Annotated in this window: 16 protein-coding genes; 4 read left to right on the top strand and 12 right to left on the bottom strand. The window is 60.7% G+C overall.

Annotated elements, in window-relative coordinates:
• Window positions 1–379: 379 nt before the first annotated feature.
• On the top strand, window positions 380–1,135 hold the full coding sequence (udp, locus tag G5380_RS05235) for a uridine phosphorylase (protein ID WP_005337975.1): 756 nt from the start codon (window positions 380–382) through the stop codon (window positions 1,133–1,135).
• A gap of 140 nt (window positions 1,136–1,275) precedes the next feature.
• On the opposite strand, the gene G5380_RS05240 is transcribed toward udp, so the two are convergent.
• Complete coding sequence (locus G5380_RS05240) at window positions 1,276–2,004, bottom strand: RluA family pseudouridine synthase (RefSeq protein WP_421352476.1); 729 nt, start codon at window positions 2,002–2,004, stop codon at window positions 1,276–1,278.
• Between the two features lie 222 nt (window positions 2,005–2,226).
• Here G5380_RS05240 and rihA point away from each other — a divergent pair, with 222 nt between their 5' ends.
• Complete coding sequence (rihA, locus tag G5380_RS05245; protein WP_335836722.1) at window positions 2,227–3,162, top strand: pyrimidine-specific ribonucleoside hydrolase RihA; 936 nt, start codon at window positions 2,227–2,229, stop codon at window positions 3,160–3,162.
• A 33-nt stretch (window positions 3,163–3,195) separates the two neighbouring features.
• A complete protein-coding gene (locus G5380_RS05250; protein ID WP_179903520.1) occupies window positions 3,196–3,663 on the top strand; it encodes a hypothetical protein in 468 nt (155 codons plus the stop codon).
• A 185-nt stretch (window positions 3,664–3,848) separates the two neighbouring features.
• Here G5380_RS05250 and G5380_RS05255 read toward each other — a convergent pair whose 3' ends face one another.
• The 3 genes from G5380_RS05255 to G5380_RS05265 all read right to left on the bottom strand — a co-directional run bounded on the left by G5380_RS05255 (window position 3,849) and on the right by G5380_RS05265 (window position 6,471).
• Entirely contained in the window at window positions 3,849–4,145 is a 297-nt protein-coding gene (locus G5380_RS05255; RefSeq protein ID WP_287974366.1) for a winged helix-turn-helix domain-containing protein, read from the bottom strand.
• Window positions 4,142–4,672 carry a DUF1523 family protein gene (locus G5380_RS05260; protein ID WP_005350438.1) on the bottom strand — a complete coding sequence of 177 codons (531 nt, stop codon included), beginning with the start codon at window positions 4,670–4,672 and terminating at the stop codon, window positions 4,142–4,144. Before G5380_RS05260 ends, G5380_RS05255 begins: the two co-directional genes overlap by 4 nt.
• Window positions 4,673–4,848: 176 nt before the next feature.
• Entirely contained in the window at window positions 4,849–6,471 is a 1,623-nt protein-coding gene (locus G5380_RS05265) for a methyl-accepting chemotaxis protein (protein ID WP_421352477.1), read from the bottom strand.
• A 232-nt stretch (window positions 6,472–6,703) separates the two neighbouring features.
• On the opposite strand from G5380_RS05265, the gene G5380_RS05270 reads away from it, so the two are divergent.
• On the top strand, window positions 6,704–7,336 hold the full coding sequence (locus G5380_RS05270; protein WP_216954223.1) for a LysE family translocator: 633 nt from the start codon (window positions 6,704–6,706) through the stop codon (window positions 7,334–7,336).
• A gap of 73 nt (window positions 7,337–7,409) precedes the next feature.
• Here the strand turns inward: G5380_RS05270 and G5380_RS05275 are convergent, their stop codons facing one another.
• The 8 genes from G5380_RS05275 to G5380_RS05310 all read right to left on the bottom strand — a co-directional run bounded on the left by G5380_RS05275 (window position 7,410) and on the right by G5380_RS05310 (window position 14,884).
• The gene (locus G5380_RS05275; protein ID WP_421171983.1) at window positions 7,410–8,618 is read right to left on the bottom strand and encodes a cation:proton antiporter; all 1,209 of its coding nucleotides are present in this window, start codon (window positions 8,616–8,618) and stop codon (window positions 7,410–7,412) included.
• Between the two features lie 153 nt (window positions 8,619–8,771).
• Window positions 8,772–9,875: a beta-N-acetylglucosaminidase domain-containing protein gene (locus tag G5380_RS05280; protein WP_421221440.1), complete on the bottom strand. Its 1,104-nt coding sequence runs from the start codon at window positions 9,873–9,875 to the stop codon at window positions 8,772–8,774.
• Between the two features lie 43 nt (window positions 9,876–9,918).
• Window positions 9,919–11,646, bottom strand: coding sequence for a potassium/proton antiporter (locus G5380_RS05285; RefSeq protein WP_005359340.1), 1,728 nt, complete (start codon window positions 11,644–11,646; stop codon window positions 9,919–9,921).
• A gap of 280 nt (window positions 11,647–11,926) precedes the next feature.
• Window positions 11,927–12,073: a hypothetical protein gene (locus G5380_RS05290; RefSeq protein WP_005337933.1), complete on the bottom strand. Its 147-nt coding sequence runs from the start codon at window positions 12,071–12,073 to the stop codon at window positions 11,927–11,929.
• Window positions 12,070–12,759 (bottom strand): M15 family metallopeptidase, encoded by a 690-nt coding sequence (locus tag G5380_RS05295; protein WP_101530496.1) that lies wholly within the window; start codon window positions 12,757–12,759, stop codon window positions 12,070–12,072. The genes G5380_RS05290 and G5380_RS05295 overlap by 4 nt, the downstream gene beginning before the upstream one ends.
• The gene (gene dapE, locus G5380_RS05300; RefSeq protein WP_421264954.1) at window positions 12,756–13,883 is read right to left on the bottom strand and encodes a succinyl-diaminopimelate desuccinylase; all 1,128 of its coding nucleotides are present in this window, start codon (window positions 13,881–13,883) and stop codon (window positions 12,756–12,758) included. Before dapE ends, G5380_RS05295 begins: the two co-directional genes overlap by 4 nt.
• Before the next feature lie 19 nt (window positions 13,884–13,902).
• Entirely contained in the window at window positions 13,903–14,253 is a 351-nt protein-coding gene (locus G5380_RS05305) for an ArsC family reductase (RefSeq protein ID WP_005337930.1), read from the bottom strand.
• Between the two features lie 316 nt (window positions 14,254–14,569).
• Window positions 14,570–14,884 carry a hypothetical protein gene (locus G5380_RS05310; protein WP_421264953.1) on the bottom strand — a complete coding sequence of 105 codons (315 nt, stop codon included), beginning with the start codon at window positions 14,882–14,884 and terminating at the stop codon, window positions 14,570–14,572.
• Window positions 14,885–15,071: the final 187 nt, after the last annotated feature.

A 15,071-nucleotide genomic window follows, 5' to 3' on the forward strand; every position in this document is an offset into this window, starting at 1 on the left:
GGACTTCCTGTAGTTAGCCATTAAGTGGTAGTTGAGAGCTAGGCTACCATCTAGAAAGGGATACAAAAGCATCTTGTTTACAACTTTACGGGGTCGATCACGAGTCGTTAATTAAGCGCTGAACCAGGCTTGACTTTCCCGCATCTGACTCGATTGGCAGAAAAACGTTTGTCAATTATTTCATTGAGTTAGCAAACGTTTTGCACAATGTTTGTCACTGTCAATGCGTGGAAGTGTGAGGCGCTTCAAGGAATTGGAAAGCGCTTTCGACCATAGTTGGCGCCTCCCCGAAGAGGGGGGTAAAGGCTTGAAAGTATCATAAAGAATCATCTTAACTTGTGCCCTGACCATGCTGGCAGGGGGCAACCAGGAGTCCAATATGTCTGATGTATTTCACTTGGGTTTGAAGAAAGCGGATCTGCAAGGCGCCACCCTGGCGATCGTCCCCGGTGACCCCGAGCGCGTGAAGCGTATCGCAGAGCTGTTGGATAACCCGGTGCACCTGGCCAGCCATCGTGAATTCACTACCTGGCGCGGCGAGATGGACGGCAAGGCCGTGATCATCTGCTCTACCGGTATTGGTGGCCCGTCCACCTCCATCGCGGTAGAAGAGCTGGCCCAGCTTGGCATCCGCACCTTCCTGCGTATCGGCACCACCGGCGCCATCCAGCCGCACCTGAACGTGGGTGACGTGATCGTGACCACCGGTTCCGTGCGCCTCGACGGTGCCAGCCTGCACTTTGCACCGATGGAGTTCCCGGCTGTTGCCGACTTCGACTGCACCACCGCGCTGGTCAACACCGCCAAAGAGATGGGCTCCAAGCTGCACATCGGTGTGACTGCCTCCTCTGACACCTTCTACCCGGGTCAGGAGCGTTACGATACCGTATCCGGCCGCGTAGTGAGCCGTTTCCAGGGTTCCATGAAAGAGTGGCAAGCCATGGGCGTGCTGAACTATGAAATGGAATCTGCAACCCTGCTGACCATGTGCTCCAGCCAGGGCCTGCGTGCCGGTATGGTGGCTGGCGTTATCGTCAACCGCACCCAGCAAGAGATCCCGAACGCCGAGACCATGGCGAAGACCGAATCTGATGCCATCAAGATCGTACTGGGCGCTGCCCGCAAGCTGATCTGATAGCACCACAAAGAGTGGGGGGTGGGGGCCGTTGCGAAAGCGCGGCCCCTATCTTTATCCGCCGTTTACCGCTTTTTCTCTCCCGTCACGCCTTTCACTGATCCCGCCGCACTTGCGCTGGTTGTCTCTCCCTATTGGCTCTAAAACGGCGCTGGACAGCGCACTTGCATCGGCTCGCCGCTCACCGGATGAGCAAAATCCAGCTCGCTGGCATGCAGCATCAGCCGCGGCGCCTGTTCGCAGCCGGGTTGCAGCAGGCCGCCATAGAGATCGCAGCCGAGGATGGGGTGGCCCAGCAGCTGACTGTGGATGCGCAGCTGATGGGTGCGGCCGGTCTCTGGCACCAACCTCACCCGGGTCAGTGGCACGGTCTGCCTCTGTATCTGCTGCGCCAGCCGCTCAATCACCCGATAGCGGGAGCGGGCGGGTTTGCCGCTGGCGGCGCAGATCTTCATCAGCGGAAAGAGGGCCGGATCCTTGGCGATGGGGGCGTCGATAACTCCTTCGTCGTCAATCAGATGACCGCAGAGCAGGGCGCTGTAGGCCTTGCTCACCGCCCGCTGACTGAACTGGTGGCAGAGCAGGGCATTGATGGCCTTGTTTCTGGCCACCACCATGATGCCTGAGGTGCCAAAATCGAGGCGATGCACCAGGGTGCAGCCGGGGTAATCCTGCACCAAGCGATAGTGCACCGAGTCGAGGTTCTGCGGATTTTTGCCCGACAGACTCAGCAGGCCGCTCGGCTTGTTGATGAACAGCAGGTGTTCATCCTCGAACAGGATCTCGATGGCGGCCTTGCAGGGCGGGGCAATAAAGGTGTCGACGATAACGGACATAGGTGGCACAGGCTGGAAATGGGGTGCGATCATACCCGAACCGGCGCGGCCGGGCGAATGGGCGGTGCGCTGCCTCGGAAAATGAACGGCATGACGCCATACAAACTTTTGATAGTGAGCTGTGTTGAGCTAGGTGGCGTGCCGTGCAAACCGCCCAGGTCAGCAACAAGGCCCCGTTTTGTGACCCCCTCCCGAGTTAATCCGAGGCTTGCTTGTTAAGGTATGGCTCCCTGTTATGTTGTAAGGACTCATCCCATGGCACTGCCCGTTATTCTCGATTGTGATCCCGGCCACGACGATGCCATCGCCCTGATTCTGGCGCTGGCCAGCCCTGAACTGAAGGTGCTGGCGGTTACCACCAGCGCGGGCAACCAGACGCCGGACAAGACCCTCAACAATGCCCTGCGCATTCTCACCCTGCTGGGACGGGACGATATTCCGGTGGCGGCCGGGGCGCCGAAACCACTGGCCCGCGAGCTGATTATCGCCGACAACGTCCATGGCGAATCTGGGCTCGATGGCCCCAAACTGCCTGATCCTGCCTTTGCGCCGCAGGCCATGACTGGGCTTGAATTGATGGCTAAGTGCCTGCGCGAGAGCCCGGAGCCCGTGACTCTGGTGCCGACTGGGCCGATGACCAATATCGCCCTGCTGCTGGCGGCTCATCCCGAGCTCAAACCCAAGATTGCCCGCATCGTATTGATGGGGGGCGCCGCTGGGGCTGGCAACTGGACGCCGGCGGCGGAATTCAATATTTATGTGGACCCGGAAGCGGCCGATATGGTCTTTAAGTCGGGTATCCCCATCACCATGTGCGGCCTCGATGTGACCCATGAGGCGCAGGTGATGGACGAGGATATCGAACGGGTACGCGCCATCACCAATCCGGTGGCCCAGTGTGTGGCCGGTCTGCTCGACTTTTTCATGATCTACCATCGGGATCCCAAGTGGGGATTTGCTGGTGCGCCGCTCCACGACCCCTGTACCATTGCCTGGTTGCTGGCTCCCGAGCTGTTCCACGGGGTCGAGTGCTGGGTCGATATCGAGACCAGCGGGGAGCATACCGTGGGGATGACGGTGGTGGATCGTTATGGCCTGACCGGCAAGCCAGCCAATGCGCTGGTATTGTTGGGGCTGGATCGTCCGGGCTTTATCGATCTGCTGGTGACGCGGCTGCGGGCGTTTGACTGAGCGCCGGTTCATTTTTGCAAGAAGGGGCGGGGAATGTGGAAGAGAGGCTTGGTGCTGCTGGCCGGGTTGCAACTGACAGGCTGTGCGACGCCGTTCGAGCGGATGTGGCAGGGGCTGGCGACCTGTGAATTTACCGATCTCTATGTGGATGAGACGGGCAGGGCCGCCAATCTACAACTGGCCAACTACACCCCCTACAAGGTGAGTGACGGCTTTGCCTGGTACAAGGTGCACGAGGAGCTGCACGGCTTGCCGGTGGTCGGCTTTATCGTGCCAGCCTCAAGCTTCGAAGTGCATGCCCTCTTTGTCGATACCCCCATCGCCAACGCCCGCCGCTTGACCCACAACGCCTACGGCAGCGAGTTTGGCGACGAGCAGAAGCATGACGAGGGCTCAGCCCCTCTGCTTTTGCGCGATCCCAACAACCCCAAGCGCTCCATCATCGATTGCACCCGCGGCGAGTCTGATGGGGAACTTGAGGATTCGGCCATGCCTGAGTAGGACTACCTGTCATGCTATCGGCCTGAAATAGAGGGGCCAGCCTTGCCGGCTGGCCCCTCTTTTTTATTGTTGCTTAGCGCCCTGATCAGGGATAGCTCAGCGTCTCCTTGATAAGAGGCAGCTGGGCCTTGATCCATGCCGGATTGCAATAGGTTCCCCAGTCGCAGGCCTGACTCGACATCATTTCAGGGATAGCTCAAAGTCTCTTTGATAAGCGGCAGTTGAGCCTTGATCCACGCTGGGTTGATGGGGCCCCAGTCGCTGATGCGGTAGTGTCCCTGCAGGTGGCGAGCCCCCTCGGTCTGCTCGAAGGCGCAGCTGATGTCGAGCTCGGCCAGCGCGCTCAGGGTATCCTGCGCTGTGCGGCGCGGCATGCCGGTTGCCTCCATGAGGGCGGGCACCGTATCCGTGCCCTGGCTGATCAGCCAGGCCACGTAGAGCCGCCGGTAGAAGCTGGTGCGGGTCTTGCTCGGCTCACTCATAGCTCGTCCTCAAGGCGATCGAAGTAGCGCCAGGTCGCGATGGCGGCTTTGCCCATCACCAGCGCCCAGAGGCCGAACCAGAACCAGCGGAAGAAGCTCCAGGTGGAGGCGTCAGGCTCGGTACTCTCAATCTTGGTGACGTTGGGGAACATGGAGAACATGTTCACGCGCCATCCGTAGGAGGTAATGATGGCCAGGCGTTTCTCGAACTCCATGGACTTGGCCTTGGCCTGGACGTCGGCGGCGTTGAACTTGAAGTAGAAGGGCCAGCCCCACTCGGTATCTTCATTGCGAAACACCCGGATCTTCTCGCCGGGGCGCTCGGTGTAGATGTAGTAGACGTCGGTGGTGGGGCCGTCAGCCGGGTTCTTCTGGCTGATGGGGCCATCCTTGTCGGTGCGCTTCACCTCGACCCCTGTGATGGTGGCGATGGTGTGCTCCGGCAGGTAGTAGTCGAGCCAGGCGGCGGAAATGAGGGCGATGAGCCCCAGGGCGATAAAAGCGGGTTTCTTGAATCTCAGGCTCATGGTGTGCTCACGTGAGGGGGGAGTAACGTGCCTCTACCATACCGATATTTGACAGGGCAGCCCAGCCCCTTATGGCGCCAACGGCCAAAAAATGGCGTTTAAAACAGAGACAAAGCCATTGCTCCATCAACAAGAAAGGCCCTTGCGGGCCTTTTTGTCTGGTTCACTTTGTGCGCTTACAGCTGGAATTGAGCCAGCTGTTTGCGTTGCTGCTCGGCGAGCTGGGAGAGCTCGTTGCTGGCACTGGCGCTCTGGCTGATGCCGGCGGAGCTCTGGCTCACGATCTCGTGAATATTGGTGATGTTGCGGTTGATGTCGGCAGTGACGCAGGACTGCTCCTCGGCGGCAGTGGCGACCTGGGCGTTGGCGTCGTTGATCTGGCGCACGGCACCGGTAATGCCGCTTAGCAGATCCTGCACCTGAGCGGACAAACGCTGGTTATGGCTGAGGATCTCCAGGGTCTCCTGCACGCCGTTGTTGGCGGATTGGGACTGGCTCTGCAGCCGCTCGATGATAGCCTGGATCTCCTTGGTGGAGTCTTGGGTGCGGGCAGCCAGCATTCTCACCTCGTCGGCCACCACCGCAAAACCACGGCCCGTTTCACCGGCGCGAGCTGCTTCGATGGCGGCATTGAGCGCCAGCAGGTTGGTCTGCTCGGAGATCCCCTGGATCACTTCAATTACCTTGCCGATCTGCTCGGACTGGGATTTGAGCTGGGCCACGATGGCTGCGGCATCTTCCAGACTGCCCGCCATCCGGCTGTTGGCGGCGATGCTTTCGGTAAAGAGGGCGAGCCCCTGTTCGACCCGGCCATTGGCATCCCGCGCCAGCTCGTCGGCGACGGCGGCGTTGTGGTTGACGTTGTCAGCGGTGCTGGAGAGTTCGGTCACGGCGGAGGCGACCTGTTCGATCTCGCTGTGCTGCTGCTTTGCATTGGCCTCGGACTGGGTCATCACGGCGGCCAGCTCGGTGGCGGCGGAGGCGACGCTGTTGCTGATCCCGGTCAGGTTCTCGATGGTGTTGCCGAGCTGGGTCAGGGTGAGGTTGATATCTTTGGCCAGACGGGTCAGCTCGTTGTTGCCATCCGCTTTGGCGCGCACGTTGAAGCGCCCTTGCGCCACGGCGTGCATCACCTCTTGCAACTGACCGATGGGGCTGACGATGCGACCGGAGAGGACCCAGCCACAGATCAGCGCCGCCAGCAGGGTACCGGCGGTGAGCAGCAGGGTACGCAGCAGGGTTGCGTCGTAGTGAGCCTGCTCGTCGGCCAGCTCTTGCTGGATCAGCTGGTTGATGTGGGCCGACATGCTGTCGATCTGTTTGATCAGCTGTTCACCCAGCTCGCGGAAATGGAGGCGGGCCGCCTCGTAGGCGACCGGATCGACGCCACCCTGATGTTTTTGCGCCAGCAGCGGCAGCATGTTGCTGCGGGTATGGCTGAGGTAGGCCTGCAGGGCGGCAGCGACCTGCCGGTTATCCTGCTCGGCACCGGGGAGCACCAGACGGCCGAGGATTGCGTTGATCTCCTGCTCGGCGCTGTTGAGGTTTGCGGGCAGTGCGGCAAACAGCTTGGCATCGTAGAGGCCATAGATGGCGCTGGTGCGCAGCCGGTAGGTGGCGTGGATCAGTTTGGCAATATCGTCCTTGTTTTGGACCACGCTCTGGGTCGTCTCATCTATGTCATTGATGGCTTCATCCAGCCCCTGTTTACTGATGGCAATCATCACCATCATCAGCAGGCTGGCCAGCAGCAGCGGTATCAGGACCTGGACACGTATTGATAGATTATTCAATGACATAAATGGCTCTAATCCGAAATGGGAGGAGCCGACATATTACACACCTACGTCAGGAGCTGTCACAGGATTTTATTGCTGAAATTTGCTGAAGAAAAGGTTTTTCCTTGTGAAAAAGGCGTCATATATGCATGATTGAACGCTTGATCCCCTGAATATGTGGTACAACTGGCCGGATTGAGTCAATCCTGTCCCGTTTTCGTGATTCCCCGCTCTTGGCGTATGGAGGTGTGTAGTGTCCAGCTGGATCGATCCGGCCATTCTGGCCCTGTTTATCCCGACCTTTTTCTTTGTCTCGGTGACCCCCGGCATGTGCATGACCCTGTCGATGACGTTGGGGATGAGCCTGGGGGTGCGCCGTACCCTGCACATGATGTGGGGGGAGCTGATCGGAGTCGGGTTGGTCTCGGTGCTGTCGGTGATCGGGGTGGCTGCCATCATGCTCAACTATCCGGGGATCTTTGCCGCCTTCAAATATGTGGGGGGCGCCTATCTGGTTTGGCTCGGTATCCAGATGTGGCAGGCCAAGGGGAAGATGGCCATTCCGGCGGATCTTTCGTCCGGTCAGCAGACCAGCGCCATGGGACTGGCGGTGCAGGGTTTCGTCACCGCCATTGCCAACCCCAAGGGGTGGGCCTTCATGATCTCCCTGCTGCCACCGTTCATTTCGGCCAGCAAGCCGATGGTGCCGCAGATCACTGCGCTGGTGGCGCTTATTCTGGTCATCGAATTCTCCTGCCTGCTGCTCTACGCCAGTGGTGGCCGAACTCTGCGCCACTTCCTCGCCAAGAGCGGCAACGTCACCCTGATGAACCGCATCGCCGGTACTCTGATGCTGGGGGTGGGAGTCTGGCTGGCGCTTGGTTAAGCGCTGTCAGTGACCCGCACCAGACAAGAAAAATGCCACCGGTCGGTGGCATTTTTTATGAGTGCCAAGTGGTTCAGCGGGGTTTGAAACGTGCGACCCAGGGGTTGGCGGTGATGCCATGCAGCAGCACGCTCAATATGATGGTGCAGAGCACAGTGGCGATGATGGGGCGCTGGCCAATCAGGGCAGGCTGGTTTTGCAGCACCATCACTGCAAAGACGATGCTGGCAAGGCCCCGCGGGCCGAACCAGCCGATAAAGAGCTTGAGCTCTGGCTTGAGGCCGGTGCCGAGCAGGCTCAGCCAGACCGGCACCATCCGCAGCAGGGTGAGGCTGGCAATGGCATAGAGCCAGTATTGCCAGTGCATCAGCTCCGACAACATGGGGAGCAGAGTTGCGCCAAACACCATCCAGATCACCACGGAGAGCAGGTCGCCGTAGCCTTCGCAACTGTCCATATAGGCGTGCTTGTGTTCACCGAGTCTGCGCCCGATAAAGAGACCGCCGACAAAGGCGGCGATAAAGCCGCTCCCCCCCAGACTCTGGGCCAGCGCAAAGCAGAGCAGGGCCAGTCCCGGCATGGTGAGCTGGCGCCAGAGCGGCAGTTGCCAGCCGTTGAGATAAGAGATTTTCAGCAGCCGTATGGTTAGGCTGGTCAGCACGAAGGCGACCAGCAGGCCAATGCCGATCTCCTCCAGCATCAGGGTGATGGCCAGCGTGGCTGTGCCTGCGTGCTGCTCTGTGGGGGCGATAAGGGCCAGCAGCAGAAGCAGCACAGGCACACAGATGCCGTCGTTGAGGCCGCTCTCCTGATTGAGCCCTTCGCGCAGTGGCGCCGGTACGGCCGGGTTGCTCACCACCGCCTTGCCGAGCGCCGCATCCGTGGGGGCAAGAATGGTGGAGAGGATGGCCATCTCCAGCAGTGGCAGGTCGGGGAAGATCCAGTGACCAAACAGGGCTCCGGCGATGAGCGTCAGTGGCAGGCCGATCATTAGCAGCCGGATGGGGAGCTGCCGGTTGGCCAGCAATACTTGCCAGTTGGTATTGGCGGCATCGTTGAACAGAACGATAACCAGAGTCAGCTCGGCCAGCAGCTTGATGCCGGCGCTGTCGATAGAGAGGGAGAGCAGCTCCAGCCCGCCAGGCCCCAGCAACCAGCCGGTCAGCAGAAAGAGCAGGGGGCCGTTGACCAGCTTTGATTCGAAGCGCCCCGCGATCAGGCTGTAGATCAGCAAGAAGGCAGCGATCACCGCCAGATTCTGGTAAAGCAGATGTGTATCCATACAAGCTCCCTTGAAACCATCTTGTCAGGGCTGTTTAACTGCCATCCTGGCCCCGGGTTATGCCCGATATTCTCAGTGATTAACTCTTTGTTGCCGTAACTGTGCGCACACCTTGTCCAGAGTGGCTGTGCCCATCACGCCTGCCGAGGCAGATCAATCGGTCAGGCAGTCGGGGTCGAACACATACTCCCCATCCAGCCAGCGCACGATTTCGTCGACGCAGGATTGGTCACGAAACGGCAGGTAGCGGGCCTTGAGATGGGCCACCTGCTCAGGGGTCAGCTGGGCCATCCCTATGTCCTGAAACAGCGGCAGGTCGGCCTCGATCATCGCCGAGATCTGTGGGCCGCAGGTGGCGTTGAGGGCGGCATGCTGCGCCTTGTCGGGGTCGTACTGCTTGCCGAGGCGGTAGCTCATCGGCAGGGTGGCGAGGGGTAGGGTCGACAGCGCCGCCTGTTTCATCGGGTTGACCGCGTGGCCAGAGACCAGCTCTGCCAGCTCGGCAGGGCGATTCTCGAAGGCGCGCAGGTGCAGGTAGCTGCTCGCCTTGCTGCCATCGTTGACCGGGTAGTTGTCCCACAGGAAGGGCTTGCGGCCGAGCAGTTCGGTCACCTGCTTGAGGTGGCTGGCCGGATATTCGCTGGAGCAGACCTTGGGGCCGGTCCAGAAGATCTCGAAACGGCGATCGAGCCGCTCGCCAAGCTCCTCCAGATAGTGGGGCGGCATGGCGCCAAACACCTTCTCCAGCACCGGATCGGTCGAGTAGTAGCTGGGGCAGAAGATGAGGCGGGTCGCCTTGCTGTGAGCCGCGATGTCGTGGGCGATGATGAGCTGATGGTGCGCCAGATCCGGGGTATCCCCCTTCATGTCGTCAAACAGCACTGCCAGAATGTCAGGCTGCAGCATCTCGTCGATGAGGCGCACTTTCTCAAGCAGCGCCGAGCGTTTGCGATCGTAGTCGTGATGAGCCCCCATGGGGCTCAAGCCCACCCCGAAGGCGAGGCCGTTGGCGCGGCACTGGCGCGCCAGTTCGGCGAGATCGGCCTGCTGCTGCTCGGGCCAGGGGAGGGCCCAGTGCTTGCGCAGATAGCCATCCTCTTTCGGTGCATAGATATAGAAACCGTAACCGTGGCGTGGCAGCCACTGGGCGTAGCGGGCGCGGGCCTGCCAGCTCCATCCCTTGCCAAAAAAGCCTTCAATGACCCCCAGATTGGCAGCGGGGGGCAGGGGGCCGGACAGCAAACTTTGATATGGCATAACTCTCTCCCTTCTTGCTGGGGACTTGATACGGGACGGTCAGTCAGACCGGGTCCTCTTCCTGAAAGCGCACCCCGATCTTGCTCGGCACGCTCTCGTCCATTTCGGCCACGGTCCAGATCAGGCCCTGCCATTCGATGTTGTCACCGACCACCAGATTATCGCCCAACTGACTGGCAATAAAATCGCCCAGTGTCTGATCCGCCACCTCGCTCACATCCAGCCCGTAAAGAGGGGCGAGATCCACCAGCCGTGCCGCCGCTTCCAGCAGGAAGTCACCGAAGAAGCGGGGGCCGAGATCTTGCTCCGGTGCCTGACTAAAGAGCTGACCGAGGGCGGGGAGGTCACGTTCGTGACCGATGACGCAGAGGATGTCATCGGCCTGCAGACAGGTACTACCCGAGGGGTGGAGCAGCTCGCGGCCACGAAACAGGGCGCAGATCCGGGTGCCGGTGGGCATCTGCAGATCCCGCAGTGGCGAGCCGATGCACCACTTCTCTTCCCCCAGCTGGTAGACGAAGGTCTCCCACTGGCTGTCGAGATCGATTTCGAGCCCCGAGCGGTTGATGGGCGACGGCGGTGCCGGTACCTCCACCCGCGCCAGTTTTGAGGCCAGCGGTAGCGAGCTGCCCTGCAAAATCAGCGAGACCAGTACTACAAAGAAGGCGACGTTGAAGTAGAGCTGGGCGTTGGGCAGCCCCGCCATCATGGGGAACACCGCCAGAATGATGGGCACGGCGCCGCGCAGGCCAACCCAGGAGATAAACCAGCGCTCGCGGGGGGCGAAGTTCTTGAACGGTAGCAGCCCGATCCAGACCGACACCGGGCGGGCAAACAGGATCATCCACATCGCCAGCGCCAGCGCGGGCAGGGCGATGGGCAGCAGCTTGTGGGGGGAGGCAAGCAGCCCCAGCACCAGAAACATGCCGATTTGGCTGAGCCAGGTCAGACCGTCCAGCACCGACAATGTGGTGCTGCGGCTGCGCAGGGCGAGGTTACCGAGCAACAGACCGGTGAGATAGATGGCGAGAATGCCGCTGCCACCGACCGCCGTGGTGAGGGCGAAGATCAGCAGACCGCCGCTGACGGTGAGCAGCGGATAGAGCCCCGGCGCCAAGCGGGCTGTGTTGATGAGGCGCCACAGCAGCCAGCCGCCGCCAAGGCCGATCCCGGCGCCAAGACCAAACTGCTTGACCAGTTGCAGCAGCAGGAAGCCCCCATCCAGCCCTTGCTGGGCGGTGGCGAGCACCTCGATCAGGGTGACGGTAAGAAACACTGCCATAGGATCGTTGCTGCCCGACTCTATCTCCAGCGTCGCGCTCACCCGCTCGTTGAGGCTGCGCCCGCCGAGCAGGGAGAAGACCGCCGCCGCATCGGTGGAGCCGACAATGGCGCCGATCAGCATCCCCTGCATCAGGTTGAGGTCAAACAGCCAGGCGGCGGCAAGCCCCGTCAGGCCGGTGGTGATAGCCACCCCGACTGTCGCCAGCGACAAGGCAGGCCAGAGTGCAACCCGAAACGAGGAGACCCGGGTGCGCATGCCACCGTCGAGCAGAATGATGGCAAGCGCCAGGTTGCCCACCAGATAGGCGATGGAGTAGTCGGCGAAGTGGATGCCACCAGGGCCATCCTCACCGGCCAGCATGCCGACGGCGAGGAAGATAACCAGAATGGGAATACCGAGGCGGGAAGAGAGGGCGCTCAACAGTACGCTGGCTCCCACCAACAGGGCAGCGACAAAAAAGAAACTGTTGATGGTAGCGGCATCCAAGGGCGAACTCCTTCCTGGTAATGTGCAAAGTAGGCACATTATATGCAGTTAGGCCCCCCTTGTGTGGCTTATTTGTGCATCAATTTTCACTTTCTTACATTTTTCATCCCTTTTTTCAGCATGGCCGCGCCATATTCTGACTGTGACGGGGTTAACGAAAGCGGAGTCAAAGGATCGTCGATTTCAGGATGCGCAGGGAGGAGAGGGCGGGGAAAAGCGAAACGGCACAGCAGAGGGAGAGGGGAGCACAAGGGCGCTCCCCACGGGATGGGGGCGGGATTCAGTCGTCCTCGTCATCCTTTACTTCGCGGATCTTGTCCTTGTAGTTGGGCAACTGCTTCTCCAGCCGTTTCATGTCTTTGATGGCATTGAGAAACAGCCCGAGCAGGAACAGCAGCGGCAACCCTATCCACAGCCAGAGATTCATGGGATTTTCCTTTCGTCAGGACAGGTGGTGACATAACGGGCCAAAATTTCATCAAGGTTGGCCAATATGGTCGACTTGCCTTCAATATCCGCCTGTTGCAGACAAAGCGCCAGTGCCGCGGGATCGAGTCGCTGCTCGTCGGACTCCAGCGAGAAGCTGATATGCCAGGGCTCGTAGGCGACCCCGCTCTCTGCACCGACTGGTTTGGCATAAGGGAGGAAGAAGCCGAAGTCGCTCATGTGGTCGCTGAGCCACTCGCTGAGATCTGCAAACCAGCCCCCGGCTTCATACTCCCACGGCTCCAGTGCCAGTTTGGTATCGGCAGGCAAACAGTCCGGGTCGTAGATATCGAGATCGGTCCCCCAGTGGTGACGGCTGGTGCCGGGCAGGGCGCTCCAGCGCAAAATGGCGTGCAGCCGCTCCACCTCGCTTAGTTGCAGGGCATCGATGGGCTGGCTGTGGGCATCGAGCAGTGGTCGTTCGCCGCGCCACTTGCCATTCCAGATGGCGAGCTGGCGCTCGAAGCTGCGCCAGCTGGAGGCCGCCTGCAGGTTGAACCCCTCGTAGGCGGCCGCCACCTGCATGTCGTTGAAGGCCGCCGCGGTGGCGGCGGTCAGACGATGGGGGCCGCGTCCCACCAGAATAAGGTGGCTCTCGTCGAGCCCCAGCAGTTGTTCCTGCGTCATGCCAGCAATCTCTCGAGCACCCCTTGGTACATGTCCGCCAGCAGATCCAGATCGTCCGCCTTCACGCACTCGTTCACCTTGTGAATGGTGGCGTTGACGGGACCGAGCTCAATCACCTCGGCGCCGGTAGGGGCGATAAAGCGCCCGTCGGAGGTGCCGCCGGTGGTGAGCAGGGCCGGTCGCTGACCGTTCACCGCCTCGATGGCCGCCACAGCCGCATCGAGCAGCGCGCCTGTGTCGGTGAGGAACGGCTGGCCGGAGAGGGTCCAGCTCAGCTGATAATCGAGGCCATGTTTATCCAGCAGCGCTTCGACCCGCTCACGGATATCCATGTCGGTCAGTTCGGTACTGAAGCGGAAGTTGAACTGGACCTGCAGCTCACCCGGAATGACGTTGGAGGCGCCGGTGCCGGACGAGATATTGGCGATCTGGAAGCTGGTGGGGGGGAAGTAGGCGTTGCCCTCATCCCACACGGTGGCGGCGAGTTCCGCCAGCGCTGGCGCGGCTTTGTGAATGGGGTTGTCCGCCAGATGGGGATAGGCGACATGGCCCTGCACCCCGCGCACCAGCAGATCGCCGGTGATGGAGCCGCGGCGGCCGTTCTTCACCACATCCCCCACCACGTCGGTGGATGAGGGCTCGCCGACGATGCACCAGCGGATCTTCTCGTTGCGGGCCTCCAGGGTGTCGATCACCCGGGTGGTGCCATTGATAAAGGGCCCCTCTTCATCGGAGGTGATGAGAAAGGCGATGGACCCGTTGTGATCCGGATGCTCGGCCACGAAGCGCTCGACCGCCACCACCATGGAAGCCAGCGAGCCTTTCATGTCGGCGGCGCCGCGCCCGTAGAGCACGCCATCCTTGATGGTCGGCTCGAACGGCGGGGTGTGCCATTTCTCCAGCGGCCCGGCGGGCACCACGTCGGTGTGGCCGGCGAAGCAGAACAGCGGCCCCTCGCTGCCGCGGCGGGCCCAGAGGTTGGTGGTGTCTTCAAACACCATGGGCTCGATGACAAACCCGATCCTGGCGAGGCGCTCCGCCATCAGGGTCTGGCACCCTTCATCGAGGGGGGTAACGGAGGGGCGGCGGATCAGATCCTTGGCCAGTGCGATGACATCCGACATCAGTTGTCCTTAGTTGTCCTTAACGGGAGAAGAGGGATTGGTAATGATCAGCCTTGAAACCCAGAGTCAGTTCGCCGTCACGGTCGAGCAGCGGGCGCTTGATCATGGCCGGATGTTCCAGCAGCAGGGCGCGCGCCTTGGCGGTGTCGAGCCCCTGTTTGGCTTCATCCGGCAGGGCGCGGAAGGTGGTGCCGCGACTGTTGAGCAGGGCTTCCCAGCCGAGTTTTGCCAGCCAGCTGTCCAGATCGTCCGGGTTCAGGCCGTCGGCGCGGTGGTCGTGAAAGCGGTAGTCGATACCGGCCTCATCCAGCCACTTGCGGGCTTTCTTGATGGTGTCGCAGTTCTTGATGCCATAGAGAGTGATGGCCATGGGGAGTCCTTCTCTTGTGGGCGCAGGCCGTGGCCGTGCCCGAAAATCCGAATCAACAGAGTGCAAGGGCCCGATTCTGGCATTGTGGCAATCCCATGGCAACGCCGATGGTCTGGCTCGCGGGTTTTACCGGGACTGGTCACACCTGAACGGCGATTTTGAGCACAAGGTCAGAAGCAGTGGGGCTGGCGTGCCCGATGGGGCGGTTATTGCGGGAGAAGAGCCGCTATTGCAGGAGAAAAAGAGAAAGGGCAAACGCCAGATAGCCAAAACGCGCCAGCGGGCGCGTTTTGGTCGGCATCATCAAGCACCTCAATTAGTGCAGGGTGCTCCACTCATGGTCAAAGACCCGGGCCCGTTCCCAAGGTGCATCAGGCAGGCTGGAAGAGAGGCCAGTGTATTTGCCCACGTCGTCCACCACGATGGCGGAGAGGATCGGCAGGTTGTTTTCGGTGCAGTACATGCGGATGCGTTGCAGCAGGGTGCGCAGTTCATCCTGGCACTGCTCCAGCCCGGCCTGCTTGGCCAGTTTGGAGTAACGAATGGTAGTGCGTTCCTTTGCAGACTCGACGAGGATGTCCCACAGCTTGTAGTCGCAGGTCGAAGCACCTGCGGTGGCTTGGCTTGTCATAACTCTCTCCGGCGCGAAATGGTCGCTATATGTCGAAGCGCATCTTCGCCAGTTCGGCGCCGTCATATGTTGATCCAACGCAAAAAAGAGGGGAGTCGCGTCACACAATTCCCGGATATGGGGTGATAAAGGTTTTCCGGTAGTTGAAATAACGAAAAATTGTTACATGGCCGACATATTATGCTAA

It is taken from the genome of Aeromonas sp. 604443, assembly GCF_049170315.1.
Lineage (GTDB): Bacteria > Pseudomonadota > Gammaproteobacteria > Enterobacterales > Aeromonadaceae > Aeromonas > Aeromonas veronii_A.

Coding starts and splice junctions, on each gene's coding strand:
- udp (WP_005337975.1), top strand. CDS start 380: ATGTCTGATGTATTTCACTTGGGTTTGAAGAAAGCGGATCTGCAAGGC.
- G5380_RS05240 (WP_421352476.1), bottom strand. CDS start 2,004: ATGATCGCACCCCATTTCCAGCCTGTGCCACCTATGTCCGTTATCGTC.
- rihA (WP_335836722.1), top strand. CDS start 2,227: ATGGCACTGCCCGTTATTCTCGATTGTGATCCCGGCCACGACGATGCC.
- G5380_RS05250 (WP_179903520.1), top strand. CDS start 3,196: ATGTGGAAGAGAGGCTTGGTGCTGCTGGCCGGGTTGCAACTGACAGGC.
- G5380_RS05255 (WP_287974366.1), bottom strand. CDS start 4,145: ATGAGTGAGCCGAGCAAGACCCGCACCAGCTTCTACCGGCGGCTCTAC.
- G5380_RS05260 (WP_005350438.1), bottom strand. CDS start 4,672: ATGAGCCTGAGATTCAAGAAACCCGCTTTTATCGCCCTGGGGCTCATC.
- G5380_RS05265 (WP_421352477.1), bottom strand. CDS start 6,471: ATGTCATTGAATAATCTATCAATACGTGTCCAGGTCCTGATACCGCTG.
- G5380_RS05275 (WP_421171983.1), bottom strand. CDS start 8,618: ATGGATACACATCTGCTTTACCAGAATCTGGCGGTGATCGCTGCCTTC.
- G5380_RS05280 (WP_421221440.1), bottom strand. CDS start 9,875: ATGCCATATCAAAGTTTGCTGTCCGGCCCCCTGCCCCCCGCTGCCAAT.
- G5380_RS05290 (WP_005337933.1), bottom strand. CDS start 12,073: ATGAATCTCTGGCTGTGGATAGGGTTGCCGCTGCTGTTCCTGCTCGGG.
- G5380_RS05295 (WP_101530496.1), bottom strand. CDS start 12,759: ATGACGCAGGAACAACTGCTGGGGCTCGACGAGAGCCACCTTATTCTG.
- dapE (WP_421264954.1), bottom strand. CDS start 13,883: ATGTCGGATGTCATCGCACTGGCCAAGGATCTGATCCGCCGCCCCTCC.
- G5380_RS05305 (WP_005337930.1), bottom strand. CDS start 14,253: ATGGCCATCACTCTCTATGGCATCAAGAACTGCGACACCATCAAGAAA.
- G5380_RS05310 (WP_421264953.1), bottom strand. CDS start 14,884: ATGACAAGCCAAGCCACCGCAGGTGCTTCGACCTGCGACTACAAGCTG.